Origin of the sequence: Pseudomonas sp. 43A, from assembly GCF_013363935.1 — a bacterium.
In the GTDB taxonomy this organism is placed as follows: Bacteria; Pseudomonadota; Gammaproteobacteria; order Pseudomonadales; family Pseudomonadaceae; genus Aquipseudomonas; species Aquipseudomonas crudilactis.
Genome location: NZ_CP054880.1, coordinates 4,333,209 through 4,352,298, shown reverse-complemented (window position 1 = coordinate 4,352,298; position 19,090 = coordinate 4,333,209). Strand labels below are relative to the sequence as shown.

Sequence of the window (19,090 nt, the reverse complement as noted above, 5' to 3'; positions counted from 1 at the left end):
CGATTCTGTGGACATCGAAACATGCCCACGGGAGAACACCATGGCCAGCGCAATCCTTCATTCAGCCAAACGCGGCGCTTACCTGGCCATCGGTCTGTACCTGGCCGTGGTGTTGGTCGTCAGCATCGCCTCGCAAATGGAACACCGCTTCGAGGCCCCGATTGAAGTCGCCCACCCCGGCATCCAGTTCGAAGTCCGCTCGCAAAGCGTGATGGTCGACCGGGCCGAACTCGCTGGAGTCGGCGGAGCATGAAAGGCTACAGACTTTGGGTGATCGCCGGTTTGGCATTCTTCACCAACGGCGCTTCGCTATTGGGAATCGGCCAAGGCTCGGTAGGCGCACTGGCGCGGGCCATAGAGGCCAATCACAATATCGCGCACAACATCGAACGGGCGAATACGCTGGGGCTGATGGCCGGCAATCCACCGGTGAAAGTCTCGGCCGATTTTCTCGGGCCGTTCGAAGTGGATTGCATGGCACTCGGCATGTGCAATGCGTTGGCTTGACCCTGAGTTATTTCTTCATGATCGAAGTGAAGAGCTCGGATTCGAGGAAACGCTGCAACCAGGCTTGTAAGCGAACATAGGGCGTCTGTGCAAACCACTCGCGATCCACATGGGCAAACTGCCGAACGAAGGGCAGCAGGGCGATATCTGCCAGGCTCGGATGATCAGCTAGCAAGTAATCGCGATCGATCAGCAACTCATCCAGCCTCTGCAAGAACGACGCCCCCTCAGTCCGATAAACCTCCATCGGCTGCTCGGGATAACGCTCGGCATACTTGTAGCGATTCAACTGCACCTTAAACCCGTGATCATTCGCCTCGATCAATTCAGCAATCCGCGAGTCGCCATCAAGCAACCAACCCTGCGGATCATGCTGCGCCAACGCCCAGCGCATGATCTCCAGGCTCTCGTCAATCACCTGCCCACCGGCATCCAGCACCGGTACCGTGCCTTTGGGTGAGATCGCCAGCATCTCGGCCGGTTTGGCCTTGAGGCTGACTTCAACGATCTCTGCCGGCACGCCCGAATAACGCAACGCCATCCGCGCCCGCATCGCGTAGGGGCAGCGGCGGAAGGAATACAGCGTGTTCATTTCACCTCCACTGTGCTCAAACCGTTGCCCTGACGCTGCACCTGAATCTGCACGGGAATCCGCTCGTGCATTTCCTGCACATGGGAAATCACCGCGACCTTACGGCCCTGCGCCTGCAAGCCATCGAGCGCATCCATCGCCAGTTGCAGCGACTCCGGATCGAGGCTGCCGAAGCCTTCGTCGATAAACAGCGATTCGATTTTCAGCGTACTCGACGCCATCGACGCCAGGCCGAGCGCCAATGCCAGCGACACCAGGAAGGTTTCACCGCCAGACAACGAATGCACCGAGCGCAGTTCGTCACCCATTTCCGTGTCCATCACCAGCAGGCCGAGCATGCTGCCGCCGCGTTTCAAGCGATAGCGTTTGACCAGTTGGCGCAGTTGCACGTTGGCGTGATGCACCAGCAAATCGAGGTTGTAGGCCTGGGCGATCTTGCGGAAGGTGTCGCCGGTGGCCGAGCCGATCAAGGCACTCAGGCGCGCCCAGCGTTGATACTCGGCGTAGGCCGAGGCGATCTGTTGCGCCAGCGCCTGATTGGCGTTCTGTCGGCGCTGATCTTCGGCCTGTTCGGCACGCAGTTCGGCGCATTGCTGCTCGCTGACCGTGAACTGGTTCTGCAGGTCGGTGAGGGCGCTGGCCAGTTGTTCGGCATCAAGGTTGCCGTTGTGTTGCGCCTGATGATCAATCAGACGCTGGTCACGTTCCTGCAACAACACCTTGGCCTGTTCGATGGCTTTCTCGTTGTGCTGCAAGCGCTGGCGCAGTTCGGCGACTTGCGCGTCGTCGATCCGCAACAGGTCTTCGAGGCCGCCGTCATCCAGTTCAGGATGGCGAGCGCGCCAGTCGGCAATCTTGCTGGCCAGATCCTGGTCTTCGCTTTGCAGCGCCTGCAAACGTTCCTGCTGCGCCTTGAGTTCGGCGGCAATCTGCACGAGTTGCGTGCGCACGTTCTGCAGTTCCTGCGCGGTGCCGGTTTCGGCATTGCGCGCCTGCTCAACCGCTTGCTCAAGCTGCTGCTGCCAGTGTTCGGCGCTGCTGTGCTCGCCGAGCAGTTGCGCCAGTTTTTGCTGGCAGGTGTGCTGTTGCTCGGTCAGCGCCGTGAATTGCTGTTCGGCACTGAGCAATTGCTGTGCGCGGGTCTGCTGACGATCCTGTTCTTTTTCCAGCGTCTGTTGGCGCTGTTGCTGTTCGGCCTGTTCTTCCTTCTGCTGATCGACTTGCGCCAGGCGCTCGGCGATCTGTCGGTCTAGCTGCATGAAGGTCGCCGCCGGTTCCTGGCGCAAGGCTTCAAGGGTATCGGCCGGCAGCAGATTGCCGAACGCGTTGAGTTCTTCGTCGAGGCGCTGACGGTCGCTGCTCAGCTCGCGCTGCTGATTGCTCAGGTGCTGCGCCGCTTGTTGATGCGCAGTTTCGGCCTGACGCAATTGCTGAGTCAGACGCGCGGCATCCTGTTGCAGGGTGAGCAGGGCGCTCTGGCGTTGTTCGTCCTGAGTGATGCTCTGGTTCAGTTGCTCGTTTTGCCGGGACAGCCAGGCATCACGCTTGTCGGCGTCCTGATTGAACAACTGCGCGGACAGCGGATGCACGTCGAGGCTTGGCGCCAACGCTTGTTGCTGGCTGGCCAGTTGTTCCTGCTGTTGCAGCAGTTCTTTCTGCTGAGCAATGACGCCAACGACTTCGGCGCGCAGCTCAGTGAGTTTTTCCTTGAGCTGATCGACGACTTTCTGGGCATTGGCCTGCTCGCTTTCATCGTGGCGGCCAAGGCTTTGCAGCAGCGCTTCAGGCTGATGATACGGGTGCTCGTTGCTGCCGCAGACCGGGCATGGTTGGTCGTCCTGCAACTGCGCGCGCAACTCTTCGACACTGGCACTGCGCGCCAGCCGCTGGCGCTCAAGCAGTTCGCGGGTGACGTTGAGGGTTTGCTCGGCAACGGTCAGGTCGGATTTGGTTTTTACGCCGTCCTGGGTCAGGCGCTCGCGCTCCTGCTGGGCGTTGAGTTGACGCTGCTGCAACTCGGCGCTGCGCTTGTCGAGATCCTGTTGCGTGGCCCACAGGCGCGACAGGTCTTCGAAGGCGCGCAGTTGTTTGCGATTGTCCTGCAGCAGCGTGCCGAGGAGGCCGATCTGCTCGGCGACCGCATCCGGTTCGGCGCCGGCCTCTTTGAACAGTACTTCCAGTTGCTGCTTTTGCGTGGTCAGTGCTGCGGCGCTGCGCGTGGCATTTTCTTCGAGACTCGCCAGTTCGGCTTGGCCCTTGTTCAAGCGGTTGCCGATCAGCATCAGCTGTTGCAGGCGATCACGGTAGGCATTCCACGCGTCACTCAGCGGCGCCAGATGAGTGCTTTGCTCAAGCTCGGCGGCGATGCGTTGCAGGCGCTCGCCGACCTGGGTCTGTTTTTCCAGCAAGGCTTGGATGGCGTTCTGGCCTTCGGTGCAAGCCTGCTGCGCATTGAGCTTGGCTTCGGCACTTTGCGCGACATCCTTGGCCAAGCGGGCGAGGGTGCTTTGCTCTTCAAAGGCCTGACGCAACAGTGGTGCGTTCTCGCTTTGCCGGTGCTGCGCGTCACTCAGGGCGACTTTCGCCGCTTCGAGATTCTGCTCCAGTTGCGTCTGGCGCTCGGTCAGATCGCTGTGTTGCTGCGTGTGCGCAGCAATCTGTGCGGCCAACGGCGTCAGCAGGGCATCGAGTTCGGTTTTACGCGCGAACTGGTGCCGCTGCGGGCCGAGCTGCTCCAGTCGCGTCAGTTTCACCCGCTCGCCGGCCAGACTTTCCGATTGCTGCTGTGCACTGTGCAGTTGCTCGGATGCAGCTTGCTGCGCGTCCTGCAATACACGCAAATCCTTGAGCCAGCCGTGCTGTTGCTCAAGCTGTTTGAGCTGCGCCTGCTGCAACTTCATTTGTTGTTGCGCAGCGTTGAAGCGCTCGTCCAGTTCGGCCCGGGCTTCGGGCGCCAGCGGGGTGACGCCAGTCGCTTGATCCTGCAACAGCTTGTGCGCTTCGCGAGCTTCTTTGGTCTTGTCGAAGGCGCGGCGGCCGAGGCGGGTGTACAGCGCGGTGTCGGTGAGTTTTTCCAGCAGCTCGCTGCGATCGTTGTCGTCAGCCTTGAGGAATGCGCTGAACTCGCTCTGTGCCAGCAGCACGGCGCGGGTGAACTGTTCGAAGTTCAGGCCGAGTGCAGCTTCCAGTTGCGTTTTGTATTCGCCTTTCTGGCTGGCGAGCAGTTGATCCTGATCGATGTCGCGCAGGCTCTGCCGGCTGGCCTGCAACTTTCCGCCGGCCTTCTCGCGGGCGCGGTTGGCTTCCCAGCGCGCCCGGTAACGGCGGCCATCGACACCGACAAAATCCACTTCGGCATAACCTTCACCGGTGCCGCGCCGCAGCAAGGTGCGCGGGTCGCCGGTGGCAATTTCGCCGTCGGCATCGGGGACTTTGGCGTCACGCCCGGTGTTGTTCAGGCGCGGCACCGCACCGAACAGCGCCAGACACAATGCGTCGAGCAGGGTGCTTTTACCGGCACCGGTCGGGCCGGTGATCGCGAACAAACCGGCGCTGGCCAATGGTTCAGCGGTGAAATCGATCTCGAACGGGCCGGCCAGCGAGGCAAGGTTCTTCAAACGAATGGCGAGAATCTTCATGGCTGCTCGCCCTCCAGTTGTACGTCTTGCAGCAGTTCGGCGAAGTCCTTCAGCGTCTGTTCGTCGACCTCGTTGCCGTAGTTGTCGAACCAGGCGCGGCTGAACAGTTCTTGCGGGGTGAGTTGGTCGAGTTCGATCAGCGCGGTGCCATCTTCCTCGCCGTTAGCGCCACGGTTGCCAGCGTATTCAGCGGCGATACGCACCAAGCGCACGGCTTTGCCTTGCAGAGCACTTTCCACTTGGTGGCGCAGATCCGGCTGCGGCTCGTCGAGGGTTACGCGCACTTCCAGCCACGGCTGCCGCTGGGTTTCGGCGAGCAGATCGATGTTCGGCAGATCCGCCAGTTGCAGCAAGATTTCCGCCAGCGGTGCCGGGCCGATGCGTTGCAGGTTGACCGAGCGCGGGATCAGTTTCGGCTCGACGCTGACCAGCGTTTCGCCGTCGAGGATGACGTCGAGAATCTGGTGCTGATAGCCAATCTCCGAAAACGACAACGGAATCGGCGAACCGCTATAGCGAATGCGCTCTTCACCGTTGACCTTCTGCGGTTTGTGCAGGTGGCCGAGGGCGACGTAGCTGATGCTCGGCCCGAACAGGCTGGCGGGCAGCGCTTCGGCGTTGCCGATGATCAGGCTGCGTTCGGAGTCCTCTGAAACGGAACCGCCGGCCATGTGCGCGTGGCTGATGGCGATCAATGCCTGACCGGGTTTGCGCTTGGCGTTGGCCGCTTCGATCAGCCACTCATGCACCTGACCGATGCCACGCAAATAGTTGTCGCCCAAGTGCGCGCCAGTCACCTCCGCCGGGCGCAGGAACGGCAGCGCCAGGCACCACGCGGCGACTTCGCCGGTTTTATCCGGCAACGGCAGCAGCAGGCGTTCGGCATCCAGTTGCCCGTCATCCAGCCACAACACCCGGCCCAACGCATGCGTGCGCAAACGGCGCATCAGCGGCGCGGGCAGTTCGATCCGCGAGCCGGAATCGTGGTTGCCGGCGATCATCACAATGGTCAGCAACGGTTGCTGCTCGTGAGCGCTGACGATGAAATCGTAGAGGCGTTCCTGGGCTTTGACCGGCGGATTGACCGTGTCGAAGATGTCCCCGGCAATCAGCAGCACATCCGGCTGCGCCAGTTGCAATTGGCGCAGCAGCCATTCGAGAAAACAGGCGTGCTCGAAATCGCGCTCCTGGCCGTGCAGGTTTTGCCCAAGGTGCCAGTCGGAGGTGTGGAACAGACGCAAGGTGAACTCCGGTGCATTTAAAGAGGTGATGGCCGCGGGGAAATGATAGGCGGCGAAAGAGGGGAGAGTTTACAGATTATTGCGCGAGTGGGGCTTGTCGGGTCAGGGTACAACAGGGCATATCGATGAATCCCTTCATTGACGCCCAAATGGCGGCTATCTAGTATCTGGCCATCATATTGATATCGCGTCGACCGCATGCGCTTGTGCGAGGTCATTGGGTTTTCGGAAACCTATCTTCAGATAGCCGAGCGCTTGGTTGTTGTGCGACAAACTCAACAATAATTCGTGTCAAGTGGGAGTGCGCATGGTGGGCTGGAATTGGGGGGGGCAGACTACGTTTAAATAAACTGTAGTCTGCCCTCGGTTCTGTATTTGGCATTTGTTCGTGCGCGATACACCCTTGCAGCATCGGGGGCTTGGCGGAGTGGCGTGATGCTTGAGGGACGTGTGTGAAACTTAACAGTGAAATGGAGCAAATGCTCGCTCGTGTGGGACGTGCTTCTCTGGACGGCGAGTTGGCGGATATCGCAAGGTCCGGTTTCGTGGAACGGGATGGCTGTGTTTTTCTGGCGAGTCTGGAGAGCTTCCAGAAGCATGTAAGCCTGAAGAATTTCCCAGATAGAACGGGATATGAATGTTTCGTAAATTCGATCCATGCCGATGATTATGTAAACGCTGATTTTTTGGCATGCGCGTGCTCCTACCTGTCTTTAGTGTTTGAGGCGTGGAACAAGTCATGTATGCCGGGGGTTCTGCAGGGAGTTATTTCGGGTGACGAATTCGATGCGACGGTGAAGTTTCATCTGCTGCGCCGAGGGGAAACCTGGCTGAGCGATGACCTCAAGGGTTATGAAGAAGCAGTGCTTACCGTTGAATCGAATGACAAGGGATTTCTTGAGATATACGGGTAAATCATGGGACAGACCACGTTTAGAAAGTACTCCGGAAACGTAGTCTGTCCCCGTTTTACTAACCTTACGTATCGGACGCATTCATGGAACTGAAGTTTTTTCATCATTCAGCCGGTCCTCATCCTGTTGTGGGTGAGGTCTTTTATGACATGGCGCAAGTGAGTCCTGGACAGGAAGGGGCTCAACGCTATGAGCTTTATGTCTGCAGTGTGCTGGATGCCGTCGCACAAACCCCCGCAAGTTGTGATCGGCTGCTTGGGTATCTGGCGTCCGTACTGGATGGCACAGAGCAATCAATTTGTGCGGGTGGAAACGACGTTGTTTTGAATATTGATACAACGGGTGTACAGGTTGACATATCGATCAATGACGACTGGATCGGTCAGCCTGAAAGCAAGTTCACCTTGCAGGAATGGCAAAAAATTCTTGAGAGTTGGAAGTACCTCTTGGAGATGCCCAAGGGGTCAGATGAGGTTGTGTTAGTCCAACTGCCATAGAAAATGTTGACCCTTAGCGTACGAGCTGAGGAGTAGTCGTAAATTCCAAGGCATTTATGGAACTGAAATTTTATCAAACCGCCGGCGGTACCTACCCTGAAGGACAGTTGTTTCACGCGAGCGTTGAAGTGAATTCTGATCAGGAAGACGCTGCACGCTACCAGCTTTATGTGTGCAGTGTTCTTGATGCCATCGCACAAGTTCCGGAGGATTGTGATCGTCTGCTGGCAGCTATTTCATCTGTAGAGGCGGGCGTGCAAGCTTCAATCACTGACGGGGGAAACGATGTCCTGTTGAATATGAGTGATGAGGGAGTACAGGTCGATATTCTGGTCAACGATGACTGGACTGGGCAGCCGCAAAGCTGGTTTACGTTGCAGGAGTGGAGGAAAGTTCTGGAGCAATGGAAGTGGCTTCTCGAATTGCCGGATGGTTCTGACGAGGTCGTGATACTGAAATTGCCATAGGTCATCACTGAAACGGAAGAAAGGGGCTGAGATTAGAATCGGCAAGGATTTGATGAACAGTCGGTACGCTGTTGTGTTAGGTCGAGGAAGCTATAAATAGGACAGACCACGTTTAGAAAGTACTCCGAAAACGTAGTCTGTCCCCGTTCTACTCTGACGCGATGAGAGTTACTTACATAATTGATGGGAAGGCTAAAACCGTACTCTTTAAAAACGAGCCCCATCAAATTCCGGAGGTTATATAGTGATTACTGAAGATATAAAAATCGTCCAGGAAATCTTCCAGGAAGTCGAAGCCGGTATCGTCCATGGCTACGATGCGTTCAGCTACGGTGTCGAGTTGGGTGAGGGATACATTGAGACGGAGCTGGGTGTTGAGAAGGACGGAGTGGAGGACTGGAACGTCGAGACCGATATGAACGACGCGAAAATTCTGCGTCTTGTAGGCGAATTACAGGCCAACGCAGACAAGCGTGGAGAACCATGGAAGTCATTTGTCATGTCTTATCGCGAAGGCGAGCAAGTGAAAACGAAATTCCAGTATTGATTCGAGATGCCACATTCTGGCATCCCGGGATTGCAGCAGGCGGCACTTGCCGCCTCTTGTCGTTTACCTGACAGGTACAGATAGACTGCGCTCGGACGGAGGATAATGGGACAGACCACGTTTAGAAAGTGCTCCAAAAACGTATTCTGTCCCCGTTTTACCCCCCCCCCCCCGTTTTACCCGTTTACTTCAGTACCCCGTGAAAAATTTTTATTTCGTGGGTGTGACTCTAAAATTGCCATAAGGCAAAACTTGAACAGGAAAGGACACTTCAGTAGTCATGCCAAAGTTTGCTTGTGTATGCGGTCACGTCATTAATCTGTCTCAAGGGACGTCCGAGTGTGAAATGTCTCTGGTCGCTGAACAGAAGATAGATGAAATTGGCTATGTGCTATCAAATCGCTGGCTGTCTGAAGACGAATTCTACGAAGCGATAGACCAAGGGGCTGTTACGGTTTATCGATGCCAGCAGTGTGGGCGGCTGCACGTGGACCAAGGTGGTGGACAGTTTTCTTCCTATATAAAGGAAGTGAATTAGTTGCACGGGATTGGGTGATTGAAGTTGACGGGATGTCGAGGCCAACTGTGTCGAGCTTTCCGCGCACACTTAGAAGAGGGGATGAATGGAACAATCAATTTCCGGAGGTGAGAGAGTGATTGCTGAAGATTTTGAACTTGTGACAGCCATTTTTCAGCTGGTTGAGGCCGGAATTGTTCACGGTTATGACGCCTTTCGATACCGCGTTGAATGGGGGGGGAACTATATGGAGGCAGACCTCGCCGTTGAAAAAAATGGCTTAGAAATCTGGGACGCTGAAACTGATTTCAACCATTCGAAAATCTATGGGCTTGTAGAAAAATTACACGAGCATGCAGTCGCTCGCGGTGAGCCCTGGAAGGCATTTGTTCTCTCCTATCGCGAAGGCGAACAAGTGAAAACGAAATTCGACTATTGATTCCGATTGTCTTCAGCCTTTTATCCCTAAAGCAAAATCGAAAGATCGCAGCCTTTGGCAGCGCCTACACATACCCTCTGTAGGAGCTGCCGAAGGCTGCGATCTTTGGATCTTTTACTTCGGATAAAGCGGCGGCAATCCACTATCACCCACCGGATCCTGCACCCGTTCCGCCGCCGGAATCGTGCGGATCGCCCGCCACAAATCCTCACCCTGCCAATGCTGCCCCGTCTCGCTGTACAGCGCCCCATTCAACCCATCCAGCGCATCCGACAACGGCACAAACCGCGCTGCCATGTCCGCCAGTGTCTCCGGCTGCTGCCGCGCCCACGCATCCAGTGCCTGCCGCGTCGCCTGCGGGTCATTCGCCTGGCTCGCCCGTTTGATGTCGTCCATCAAGGTGCGTGGGCTCGGGCCGGTTTGGGCGGCACGATGCACCGCTGGTTGCCAGCGCGCGCGCCACCACAGGCCGAAGCCGAGGAGGGTGGTGCAGGCGAGGATCAGCGTGCTGAGTTTCCACCACCACAACACGTCGTTATCGGCGACGCTCGGTTGCAGATTGCCGGCCGGGGTGTCGACTTGCAGGCTTGGGTTGTTGGCCACTTGCAGGGTGCGCGCGGGCAGGCTGCTGTGTTCCAGATGGTCTTCGAAGGTGTTCCACCAGACCACGTCTACCGTCGGCAAGTCGATGGCGCCGCTGCGGTTCGGCACCAGGGCTTCGCGTTCTTCGCGGCTGCCGACGATGCCACGGTCAGTGCTCTGGTTGCTCAGCACCGGTTGATCGGGGTAGCGACGCAGGCCATTGACGTCGGTGGCGGGCAGCGCTGGCAGTTGCGAGCTGGCAAGGCCTTCGACCTTCAACGTCAGGCTGCGGGTCAGGGAATCGCCGACCTGAGTGTGTTCCGGCTCCGGGTTCCAGCTTTCGCTCAGGCTCAGGCTGCGCGCGGGCAGCCATGGCGCGTCGATGGGGTAGGTCAGGGGTTTGGGTTTGACGGTCAGGGGGATTTCGGCGGAGCTGACGCGCATCAGTTTGCCCGGCTTCGGCCCCTGTGCATTGGCGTCCTGAGACGGCTGCGTGTCGACCAGTGTGGCGCTGAACGTCTGCGGCGCAATGGTCAGCAAACCGCTGTGCTGCGGGTAGATCGCGTAGCGCATTTCGATCACGCCATGGCGCACACCGTTGAGGTCTTTTTCGTAGGTGCGCGTGTCGCCCAGTTGCTCGATGCGCGCATCGGCGATTTGCAGCGGCGTCAGGCTGCTGTCGTCGTAGAGCGACACCGAATGGTAGATGCGCAACGTCAGGATCGCCTGCGCCTGCACGTAGACGCTGGACTGATCGAGGCTGGCCTCGATGAACACTGGATCAAGGCTGTTCTGGTTCTCGCGGGTGTCGCTTTCGACCACTTGCACGGTGATCGGCTGGCTCTGCGCGTCGCCCAGTTGCAGCGGCGGAATCACCACGCTGCCGTTCTCTTTCGGCAGCAGGGTGATGATCCAGCGCGTGGTCGCGCGGTTGTCGCCATTGAGGGTGTTGAGCTGGTTGACCTGCCGCGTGCCGCGCACTTCGAACAACGCTTCCAGCGCGGTCAGGTCAGGTTTGCCGAACTGGGTGACGTCGCTGGTTTCGAGGGTGAGTTCGACCGTCTCGCCGGAATTCAGGCGACTGCGATCCACACTGGCGGTCAGCTCGGCCGCGTGGGCGGTGGCCGTGCAGATCAGCAGGGGCAGCAAGAGAGCGGTGAAGCGGGTCATCGAGTGTTTTCCTGATCCTGATGTTGTTGCTGTTCGTACCAGAATTTGCGTCGCAGCAGTTCGCCCGGATCATCCGGGATCTTGCCCAGCCATTGTTCCAGTGCCTGACGTTGCTCGCCTTCGAGGTTGTCTTCACTCGGGCGCAGCGTCGGCACGGTGTCCGTCTGTTCTTCCTCGTCGCTGCCCGGCACTTCGTTGGGGCCTGGCTGCGGCGGCGTGGTCGGTGGCGGTTCGCTGGCCGGTTCGACGGGCTGCGACGGGCTCTGGGTTTCACTTTTCACGGCGGGCGGCGGCGTGGTCGCGGGCGCTGGTTCGTCGCCCGGCAGACTTTGCTGCTCGCTCGGCTTGGTGTCCGACTCGGCGGGCGGCGGGGTGTTTTTCTGCTTGAGCAGATTTTCCACCAGCGCCTTGTTGGTCTGTGCCGGGCGCAAATCCGGTTGCAGTTCCAGCGCCTGTTCATAGGCGTCGATTGCCGCATCCAGCTCACCGCTTTTTGCCAAAGCGTTGCCACGATTGTAGTGGGCGCGGGCATCGCTGCCTTCGGCGAAACGCTGAGCGGCGCCACTGTAGTCGCCGGCCTCGTACAACGCCACCCCTTGCCATTGGTGATCTTCGAAATGTTGCGCCGCCTCGGCCGGGCGTTTCTGTTTGAGCAGGTGCAAACCCTGTTGGTCGGGGCGCAGCCACAAATCCTCAAAGTCAAAAGCGTAGCTCGGCTGCGGCAAGCAAAACAGCAACGGCAGGCAGAACAACCAGCCACGACGCCCGGCGCACGCGGCGAGCAGCAACAGCGGCAACAGCAGCCAGTAACCCTGATCGGCCCATGTGTCGAGGCGCACGGTCTGGCCGTCGTCGCGCAGGCTGCGCGGACCGTTGAGCAGGCCGAGCGCGCCGAGATCCGCTTCGTCGAGACGGGCCGGGTGGTATTCACCGCCGACGCTGTTGAGGAAAGCGCTCAGGCCCGGACTGTCGAGTTGCGGCACGCGAATCGCGCCTTGCTCGTCCTTGAGGAAACTGCCGTCCTCCTGAGCGATCGGCGCACCTTCGGGAGTGCCGACGCCGAGCATCAGCAGTTGCGTCGATTGCCCACTCAACGCGCGGCGAATGCCTTGGCGTTCCTGTTCATCAAGCGACGAGCCGATCAACAGAATCCGCCCCTGACCGAGCGCACCCTGTTTCAGCAGCGCCAGTGCTTTGCCAACGGCCAGATCGGCTCGGTGGCCGCTTTCCGGCATCAGCGACGGTTTCAGCGCATCGAGCAGATTGCGACTGGTGGCCAAGTCATCCGACAGCGGCACCAGCGTATGCGCGCTGCCGGCGTAAACGACGATGGCGGTCTGCGCATCGCTGCGCGCCTGCAGCAGATCAAAGAGCTTGCGCCGCGCCTGTTCCAGTCGCGTCGGCGGCGAGTCGGTGGCGAGCATTTCCGGGGTCAGTTCCAGCACCACCACCAACGGGTCGGCGGGTTTCTGGCTGGTTTGTTCGACGCGCTCCCAACTCGGCCCGAGCAGCGCCAGAACCGTCAGCAACCACGCCACGCCGAGGGCAATCCACGGTAGTTTGCTGTCGCGACCGTTACCGCCGCTGAGCAGGGTGGCATGAAACGCTGGCGGCAAAATCATCTGCCAGCGCCCGGCGCGTTTCTGCCGGTGCCAGAGTTGCCAGATCAACCAGCCGAGCAGCGGCAGCAACAGCAACCACCACGGACGGAACCAGTGCGGCCAGAGCGCGATCATCGACGCCTCCGCAGACGCAGGCGCTTGAGGCGCTCGCGCCAGTCAGGCAGCGGACTTTGCAGGTACAGCTCCTTGGTAAACAGGCGTTGCAACGGGTTGTCCGGCCACAATTCACGGCTGACCAGTAACAGACTCAACCATAGCGCCAACGCCAAAGGCCAGTGATACAAGGCCTGTGCCGGACGCGCTTGGGTGGGTTGTTGAGTCACCGGTTCGAGTTGATCGAGGGTGTCCTTGATCGCTTGCAGTTCTTTGCCGTCGTGGGCACGGAAATATTGCCCGCCAGTGACTGCGGCGATGGCTTTGAGTGCCGGCTCATCGAGGTCCAGGCTCGGATTGACGCCAAGCAGGCCGGTCGAGCCGCTGTCCTCGGGATTGGCGCCGATGCCGATCGGATAGATCTTCACGCCTTCACTGGCGGCCAGTTTTGCCGCCGTCAGCGGATCGATTTCGCCGCCATTATTGGCGCCGTCAGTGACCAGAATCAGCACACGACTTTGCGCCGGACGCAGGCGCAGGCGTTTCAGCGCCAGACCGATGGCGTCGCCGATCGCGGTGTTCTTGCCGGCAATGCCGATGCGCGCTTCGTCGAGCCAGACGCGCACGGTATGGCGATCAAAGGTCAGCGGCGCTTGCAGATAGGCCTGACTGCCAAACAGGATCAGGCCGACACGATCACCCTCGCGGCTTTCAAGGAAGTCGCCGAGCAGGTGCTGAACCAGGGCCAGGCGACTGACTTCTTCGTCCTGCCATTGCATATCGGGGAAGTCCATCGAGCCGGACACATCCACTGCGACCAGCAGATCGCGACCACTGGCGGCAATCGGCAACGGCTCGCCAAGCCATTGCGGACGGGCGGCGGCGGTCAGCAGCAACAGCCACAGCAGCATGAACGGCGCCTGTTGACGCCACGCGGGAAGGTTGGCGCGGGCACGACGGCGGGCGAGGCCTTCCAGATCGGCGAGGAAGCTGACTTTCAGGGCTGGCTCGCCACTGTCGGCCACCGGCAGCACGAGGCGCATCAGCCACGGCAGCGGCACCAGCACAAAGATCCACGGCCAGGCGAACTCAAACATGTTTGCGAATCCACGTGTCGACGGCCTGGGTCAGGCCGGCGATGGCTTTGTCGTCGAGTTTGCATTCCGGTTTGTAAGCGCCTTCGACCAGTACCATCCAGCGCGTCAGGCCCGCCGCCGGGCAGCGGTTATCGAGAAAGGCCAGCCATTTACGCCCGTTGAGGGTGTGGCTCTGGCTGTAGGGATAGTGGTTGCGGCACAGGCGTTTGAGCAGGCCGTTGAGTTGTTGCAACCACGCCCCGGCCGGGGCGCCGTCGTAGGGTTTGGGCATCTGGGCGAGTTCGGCGAGGGCGGCAATGCGCACAGGATCGAGTGGCTGTTCGGCACGCACGATCGGGCGTTTTTTCATCGGGATGAAACGGCGCAGACGCCACACGGCGAATCCGAGCAGTGGCAGCAATAGAAGCAGCAGCCACCAGCCCGGCGCCGGCGGCCAGAAGGCAATCGGTGGCGGCGAGATCAGCGGTTGCAGTTGTTCGAGGCCGTTCATCGACTTTTGCCCGGACGCTGCGGATTGAGAAATTCGCGCATCTGCTCGACCATTTCACTTTGCGTACTCAGCGGCATCAGCAATACCCGCAGCTTTTGCGCGAGCAGTTCCCAGCGAGCGATGCGCGCTTCGGCCTGAGCGCGATAGGTCTGACGCAGGTCGAAATTCAACGTGTCGAGTTCGAGCTGTGCGCCGCGTTCAGCGAACCTGAGCAGGCCGGCAGCGGGGAGGGCGTGATCGAGTGGATCGGAAATCGGCAGCATCAACAGATCGCAATGGCGCGACAGCAGACTCAACTGTTGCTCGGCGCTGTCGGACAACGCGCGTTCGTCGCAGATCACGATGGCCAGGCTGCCTGGACGCAACACTTCACGGGCACGGCGCAAGGCCACGCCAAACGCATCGCGATCCGGCTCACGCTCGCTGTGCAGCGATTGATTGACCTTGACCAAACGGTTGAGCAATTGCAGCAGGCTCTGTTTGCTGCGCCGTGGCTTGATTTCGTAGTGTTCGTTGTCGCCGAACACCAGTCCGCCGACGCGGTCGTTATGGCCGAGCGCGGCCCAACCGATCAACGCCGCGACTTGCGCCGCGAGCACCGATTTGAACATCAGTCCGGAGCCGAAAAACAGCCGCGTGCTTTGCTCGACCATGATGAAAATCGGCCGTTCGCGTTCTTCATGGAACAGCTTGGTGTGCGGCTCTTGCGTGCGCGCCGTCACGCGCCAGTCGATGGTGCGCACGTCGTCGCCGGCCTGATAGACCCGCACCTGATCGAAGTCGACACCGCGACCACGGAATTTCGAGTGATGCAGGCCGATCAGCGGGCTGCGCTGACTCGGCGTGGAAAACAGCTGCACTTCACGCACCCGGTGGCGCATCTCGATCAGCTCGGCGAGGCTGACGCGAATACCGGGTTCGGAAGGCTGGGGGGCGTTCATGGGGGTCAAGCGACGGCTACGACGTCGAGAATCCGCTGCACCACCCGATCCTGATCGATGCCGGCGGCTTCGGCTTCAAACGACAAAATGATGCGGTGACGCAACACGTCGAACAGCACCGCTTGGATGTCTTCCGGGCTGACGAAGTCGCGACCGGCCAGCCAAGCGTGGGCGCGGGCGCAGCGGTCGAGAGCGATGGAACCGCGCGGGCTGGCGCCATAGGCGATCCACTCGGCCATTTCCGGGTCGAACTTGGCCGGGGTGCGAGTGGCCATGACCAGTTGCACCAAGTATTCCTCCACGGCGTCGGCCATGTACAAACCGAGGATTTCCTTGCGCGCGGCGAAGATTGCCTGCTGGCTGACGCGGCGCTCGGGCTTGGTCTCGCCGTTCAACGCTTCGCCACGGGCCTGCTGCAGGATGCGGCGTTCGACGGCGGCGTCCGGGAAACCGATTTTCACGTGCATCAGGAAACGGTCGAGTTGCGCTTCCGGCAGCGGATAGGTGCCTTCCTGCTCGATCGGGTTCTGCGTGGCCATCACCAGAAACAGCGGCGACAGCTCATAGGTACTGCGGCCGACACTGACCTGACGTTCAGCCATGGCTTCGAGCAGCGCCGATTGCACCTTGGCCGGAGCACGGTTGATTTCGTCCGCCAGCACCAGGTTGTGGAAGATCGGCCCTTGCTGGAACACGAAACTGCCGGTTTCCGGACGATAGATCTCGGTGCCGGTGATGTCGGCCGGCAGCAGGTCAGGAGTGAACTGGATGCGATGGAACTGGGCTTCGATGCCCTCGGCGAGTTCTTTGATCGCTTTGGTCTTGGCCAGACCCGGAGCGCCCTCGACCAGCATGTGGCCGTCGGCGAGCAGGGCGATGAGCAAACGCTCGATGAGTTTTTCCTGGCCGAGAATCTGCGTTGAAAGAAAGGTTCGCAGCGCCAGCAGCGCTTCACGATGTTCCATCGGTGACTGTTCCTGGAAAGGGGTGGCCACACGCGTTCGGATAACGCCGGGGCTGGGGGCGTTACTTTAATCCATCGCGGGGGGTGGCGACTAACGGCATTTTGCGCAAAGTGCGGGAAATGACTGGGGCAATTGTTGGATTTTTGTAGCACCGGGAAAGCGCGGTGTTCTTTCGGACGCCTTCGCGAGCAAGCTCGCTCCCACATTTGAGCGGCGTACATCCGTCAATGTGGGAGCGAGCTTGCTCGCGAAGGGGCCGGTTGAAGCACCATCAAACTTCGTTAATGAACGTACCCGTCCCATCAAGGATGTTCTTCAGGGTCTCGACAACCTCATCCAGATCAACCATATCCGGGTTAAAGCTGATCTCCAGCACATCATCCCCGTTCAACACATCAGCATCCGCCGCCGCAATCTCGATCTTCAGCAGCGTCGAGGTCAGGGTGACTTTCACACCGTCGAGGGTCGAAGGCTCGCCATCCAGGGTGATCTCCAGCTCATCCTCATCCGGATAGCGGCTCATCAGAAACATATCGCCCTTGTCGCTGTGGCAGCAGAGCATGGCCATGTTGTCTTCTTCGTCATCGCACGGGTTGACGATGAGTAGGGCGGTGGTCATTTGCATGGGCAGTTCCTGGTTGGGCGGGCGCGTCTGACGGTGCGCAAAAAAGCCGATTTTGCCAGCCTGAGGAAAATTCTGCTGAACATCGTTGGGCCAGGGCGTGCTCTTAAGGATGTTTCGTCTAAGCGGGTACGAAATATCCGACGGCCTCGTAGGGTTTTTGAAAAGCCGATAGATGGCGTGAGTTAGAGGTGTTTTCGCTTGTTTTGAAGGCTTTTTACCGTCAGATTTTGCTGCTCGAGCGCAAGGGAGTGCGATGGACGACATGAAAAAAAGGATCTCTTTTGATGAAGCAGTATTTCGAATGGGCGCAAGAAATCCGGCATCTGTCCGAGGAACAGGTTGAAGCGCTTTACCAGCGCTATCTCAACGGCGAGAAAACCGCAGATTTGATCGCCGAATACAAGCTCGCGGACACGGTACGCAGTGTGCTGAAAGTACTGCCGCCGATTGTCAGCGCCGACCTGAGATGCCCGTATTGCGATTTGCCGATGTGGATGCGCCGGCCCGCCCGGGGGGCGCCGGTTTCCCTGCGCAGCGCTTACAAATGTGTGAAATGCGAGCATAAATATTTCACCGTCGGTTTTGGCTCGCGACGTAACGTGTGTGGTTGTGATGCCTGTGTCCGGCTGCGCAAACAGCAAATCGCCGATCAAACCGAACGTGACCGCAGTGATTTAGCCATGCGTTACGGCACACCACGCCCACCGGTGCCCTTTACCAGTCTTGGATTCCAGCAAAAACTTGCTCTGCTGGCTTTACTGGATGACGGCGGCCAAGGCGCAGGCGAACGCATTGCCGCGCTTGATGCTGAGCTCAGAGGGGAAAAGCTCACGTCCACTGACACTTTCAGTGAAGAGTTGGTGAAAGGTCTGCACGAGGCGGGTGCCTTGCAGGTCGATACGGCATCGGATATTCGCGCGTTCAATCGGGCCGACGATTTCAGCATCAGCGCTTATCCGGCGGTGTACTGGCGAGCCAACGTCGCGCTGGACGACGGCGTGCGCTGCACGCGCGATACGCTCTATCTGGCGCTGTACGAAGAGTTGTCCGGGCCTGTGCTGCCAGGGTGGAAGCGTGAGTTGTACGCATTGATCTTCAGGCTCGCGCGGGAGGAGTCGATTCAATACGTTCACCTGTTGGCCAATCAGGTCGGTATGGCGTTCACCGCCGAAGCCCGCGCCGACTCGGTGATCGGCACTTTGCTGCAGAATTTCTCGGTCAGCCAGATCTACTACTTCGCCAGAGTGGCGGTGAAAAGTGCCGCGCACTTCTATGCTACCGGCAACTCCAAGGGCCGCACCCACGCCTCCAACACGATTCCGCGCAACATGCAGAGCACCGCGCAACTCGCCTTGGCGGAGAACTGGCGCAAGGACAGCTACCGCGATTCGCGCGTGCCGCAGCCGGCCATGACCCGTCTGCTTTACGACGTCGTGCTCAAGGACAGTGGTGCCGGTTTTTCCAAGTCGCCGGGGCTGTTCTGGCGAGACGAGTTTGTGCCGCGGTTTCTCACGGGGTCGCCGATCGCCGCGCCGCAATTCGACCATCCACAGCTGTTCTGCCGCGAGTGCGACTCCAGCAACATCGACGCCAGCATGGATAAATTGACCCTGCAGATGCAGTGCTACGACTGCGCCACCGTGAGCAGATTTCGCGCTTACGAAGAGTTGCCCGACTGATCCGCGTCAACCGCTGACGCTGAACCCGATGCCACGCTCAAGGTCGATAGAACGGCCTTGGGCGTTTTCGTTTCTGGATATGTAGAGGCAAAAGGTCTGCATCTGGCACGAATGTCCCGTAAATACGGGCATGCAACCCGGCGTTTTCCGACACGAGTGCTAGTGTTTATCGGTGCCAAACCCTCGGTTTACGTGCCAATGACCGAATATGTCGCAGCACCGCAAGCAGACACATTGTCGCACCCTTTAAGCTGCGCAACGGATGAGCACCCGTAAAGGCATTGTCGGCACCGCTGGCAGTCGCTTTTGCAGATGCTCATTCTATGGAAGGTGAATGTGACCTGAGTGTCCCGTCCAGCTTCACCCACCTGTCCCCCTGTTTCCTCTGCCCGAGAATCAGGAACAGGGCGACACAAGCCCCGAAAGGGGTGTTGCACGCGACGCTTTCCATCAATAACAAGCTTAAG

Annotated in this window: 18 protein-coding genes; 8 read left to right on the top strand and 10 right to left on the bottom strand. The window is 59.3% G+C overall.

What is annotated here, in order from left to right:
• Window positions 1-40 precede the first annotated feature (40 nt).
• Together HUW52_RS18935 and HUW52_RS18930 are read left to right on the top strand one after the other, a co-directional pair.
• Window positions 41-253 carry a hypothetical protein gene (locus HUW52_RS18935; protein ID WP_016984392.1) on the top strand — a complete coding sequence of 71 codons (213 nt, stop codon included), beginning with the start codon at window positions 41-43 and terminating at the stop codon, window positions 251-253.
• Complete coding sequence (locus tag HUW52_RS18930) at window positions 250-507, top strand: hypothetical protein (protein ID WP_016984393.1); 258 nt, start codon at window positions 250-252, stop codon at window positions 505-507. The genes HUW52_RS18935 and HUW52_RS18930 overlap by 4 nt, the downstream gene beginning before the upstream one ends.
• A gap of 7 nt (window positions 508-514) precedes the next feature.
• Here HUW52_RS18930 and HUW52_RS18925 read toward each other — a convergent pair whose 3' ends face one another.
• Genes HUW52_RS18925 through HUW52_RS18915 form a run of 3 tightly spaced genes read right to left on the bottom strand, consistent with a single transcriptional unit; the run spans window position 515 to window position 5,978 of the window.
• Entirely contained in the window at window positions 515-1,099 is a 585-nt protein-coding gene (locus tag HUW52_RS18925; protein WP_175554555.1) for a glutathione S-transferase, read from the bottom strand.
• On the bottom strand, window positions 1,096-4,737 hold the full coding sequence (locus tag HUW52_RS18920; protein WP_175554554.1) for an AAA family ATPase: 3,642 nt from the start codon (window positions 4,735-4,737) through the stop codon (window positions 1,096-1,098). The genes HUW52_RS18925 and HUW52_RS18920 overlap by 4 nt, the downstream gene beginning before the upstream one ends.
• Window positions 4,734-5,978, bottom strand: coding sequence for an exonuclease SbcCD subunit D C-terminal domain-containing protein (locus HUW52_RS18915; RefSeq protein ID WP_175554553.1), 1,245 nt, complete (start codon window positions 5,976-5,978; stop codon window positions 4,734-4,736). Before HUW52_RS18915 ends, HUW52_RS18920 begins: the two co-directional genes overlap by 4 nt.
• Before the next feature lie 452 nt (window positions 5,979-6,430).
• Between HUW52_RS18915 and HUW52_RS18910 the strand changes: the two genes are divergently transcribed.
• From HUW52_RS18910 to HUW52_RS18890, 5 genes are all read left to right on the top strand, one after another.
• Entirely contained in the window at window positions 6,431-6,892 is a 462-nt protein-coding gene (locus HUW52_RS18910) for a hypothetical protein (RefSeq protein WP_175554552.1), read from the top strand.
• 83 nt (window positions 6,893-6,975) lie between these two features.
• Window positions 6,976-7,389, top strand: a complete 414-nt coding sequence (locus HUW52_RS18905; RefSeq protein ID WP_150751954.1) for a hypothetical protein — start codon at window positions 6,976-6,978, stop codon at window positions 7,387-7,389.
• A gap of 56 nt (window positions 7,390-7,445) precedes the next feature.
• Window positions 7,446-7,856, top strand: coding sequence for a hypothetical protein (locus HUW52_RS18900; protein ID WP_175554551.1), 411 nt, complete (start codon window positions 7,446-7,448; stop codon window positions 7,854-7,856).
• A gap of 244 nt (window positions 7,857-8,100) precedes the next feature.
• Complete coding sequence (locus tag HUW52_RS18895; protein WP_175554550.1) at window positions 8,101-8,403, top strand: hypothetical protein; 303 nt, start codon at window positions 8,101-8,103, stop codon at window positions 8,401-8,403.
• Between the two features lie 623 nt (window positions 8,404-9,026).
• The gene (locus HUW52_RS18890; RefSeq protein WP_371929222.1) at window positions 9,027-9,359 is read left to right on the top strand and encodes a hypothetical protein; all 333 of its coding nucleotides are present in this window, start codon (window positions 9,027-9,029) and stop codon (window positions 9,357-9,359) included.
• Window positions 9,360-9,473: 114 nt separating this feature from the next.
• On the opposite strand, the gene HUW52_RS18885 is transcribed toward HUW52_RS18890, so the two are convergent.
• The 7 genes from HUW52_RS18885 to HUW52_RS18855 form a co-directional block, all read right to left on the bottom strand.
• Window positions 9,474-11,111, bottom strand: coding sequence for a BatD family protein (locus HUW52_RS18885; RefSeq protein WP_175554549.1), 1,638 nt, complete (start codon window positions 11,109-11,111; stop codon window positions 9,474-9,476).
• Window positions 11,108-12,847, bottom strand: coding sequence for a tetratricopeptide repeat protein (locus tag HUW52_RS18880; protein WP_175554548.1), 1,740 nt, complete (start codon window positions 12,845-12,847; stop codon window positions 11,108-11,110). The genes HUW52_RS18885 and HUW52_RS18880 overlap by 4 nt, the downstream gene beginning before the upstream one ends.
• Entirely contained in the window at window positions 12,844-13,923 is a 1,080-nt protein-coding gene (locus tag HUW52_RS18875) for a VWA domain-containing protein (RefSeq protein ID WP_016984399.1), read from the bottom strand. Before HUW52_RS18875 ends, HUW52_RS18880 begins: the two co-directional genes overlap by 4 nt.
• Window positions 13,916-14,413, bottom strand: a complete 498-nt coding sequence (locus HUW52_RS18870; RefSeq protein WP_095050116.1) for a DUF4381 domain-containing protein — start codon at window positions 14,411-14,413, stop codon at window positions 13,916-13,918. Before HUW52_RS18870 ends, HUW52_RS18875 begins: the two co-directional genes overlap by 8 nt.
• Window positions 14,410-15,354, bottom strand: a complete 945-nt coding sequence (locus tag HUW52_RS18865; RefSeq protein WP_016984401.1) for a DUF58 domain-containing protein — start codon at window positions 15,352-15,354, stop codon at window positions 14,410-14,412. The genes HUW52_RS18870 and HUW52_RS18865 overlap by 4 nt, the downstream gene beginning before the upstream one ends.
• A gap of 5 nt (window positions 15,355-15,359) precedes the next feature.
• Window positions 15,360-16,319, bottom strand: a complete 960-nt coding sequence (locus tag HUW52_RS18860) for a MoxR family ATPase (protein WP_003218556.1) — start codon at window positions 16,317-16,319, stop codon at window positions 15,360-15,362.
• A gap of 271 nt (window positions 16,320-16,590) precedes the next feature.
• Window positions 16,591-16,944, bottom strand: a complete 354-nt coding sequence (locus HUW52_RS18855) for a hypothetical protein (RefSeq protein WP_175554547.1) — start codon at window positions 16,942-16,944, stop codon at window positions 16,591-16,593.
• Between the two features lie 284 nt (window positions 16,945-17,228).
• On the opposite strand from HUW52_RS18855, the gene HUW52_RS18850 reads away from it, so the two are divergent.
• A complete protein-coding gene (locus HUW52_RS18850; RefSeq protein ID WP_175554546.1) occupies window positions 17,229-18,623 on the top strand; it encodes a hypothetical protein in 1,395 nt (464 codons plus the stop codon).
• Window positions 18,624-19,090: the final 467 nt, after the last annotated feature.

Bases quoted from the DNA above. Each gene is read 5' to 3' on its own strand.
- HUW52_RS18935 (WP_016984392.1), top strand. From the start codon at position 41: ATGGCCAGCGCAATCCTTCATTCAGCCAAACGCGGCGCTTACCTGGCC.
- HUW52_RS18930 (WP_016984393.1), top strand. From the start codon at position 250: ATGAAAGGCTACAGACTTTGGGTGATCGCCGGTTTGGCATTCTTCACC.
- HUW52_RS18925 (WP_175554555.1), bottom strand. From the start codon at position 1,099: ATGAACACGCTGTATTCCTTCCGCCGCTGCCCCTACGCGATGCGGGCG.
- HUW52_RS18920 (WP_175554554.1), bottom strand. From the start codon at position 4,737: ATGAAGATTCTCGCCATTCGTTTGAAGAACCTTGCCTCGCTGGCCGGC.
- HUW52_RS18905 (WP_150751954.1), top strand. From the start codon at position 6,976: ATGGAACTGAAGTTTTTTCATCATTCAGCCGGTCCTCATCCTGTTGTG.
- HUW52_RS18900 (WP_175554551.1), top strand. From the start codon at position 7,446: ATGGAACTGAAATTTTATCAAACCGCCGGCGGTACCTACCCTGAAGGA.
- HUW52_RS18890 (WP_371929222.1), top strand. From the start codon at position 9,027: ATGGAACAATCAATTTCCGGAGGTGAGAGAGTGATTGCTGAAGATTTT.
- HUW52_RS18885 (WP_175554549.1), bottom strand. From the start codon at position 11,111: ATGACCCGCTTCACCGCTCTCTTGCTGCCCCTGCTGATCTGCACGGCC.
- HUW52_RS18880 (WP_175554548.1), bottom strand. From the start codon at position 12,847: ATGATCGCGCTCTGGCCGCACTGGTTCCGTCCGTGGTGGTTGCTGTTG.
- HUW52_RS18875 (WP_016984399.1), bottom strand. From the start codon at position 13,923: ATGTTTGAGTTCGCCTGGCCGTGGATCTTTGTGCTGGTGCCGCTGCCG.
- HUW52_RS18870 (WP_095050116.1), bottom strand. From the start codon at position 14,413: ATGAACGGCCTCGAACAACTGCAACCGCTGATCTCGCCGCCACCGATT.
- HUW52_RS18865 (WP_016984401.1), bottom strand. From the start codon at position 15,354: ATGAACGCCCCCCAGCCTTCCGAACCCGGTATTCGCGTCAGCCTCGCC.
- HUW52_RS18860 (WP_003218556.1), bottom strand. From the start codon at position 16,319: ATGGAACATCGTGAAGCGCTGCTGGCGCTGCGAACCTTTCTTTCAACG.
- HUW52_RS18855 (WP_175554547.1), bottom strand. From the start codon at position 16,944: ATGCAAATGACCACCGCCCTACTCATCGTCAACCCGTGCGATGACGAA.
- HUW52_RS18850 (WP_175554546.1), top strand. From the start codon at position 17,229: ATGAAGCAGTATTTCGAATGGGCGCAAGAAATCCGGCATCTGTCCGAG.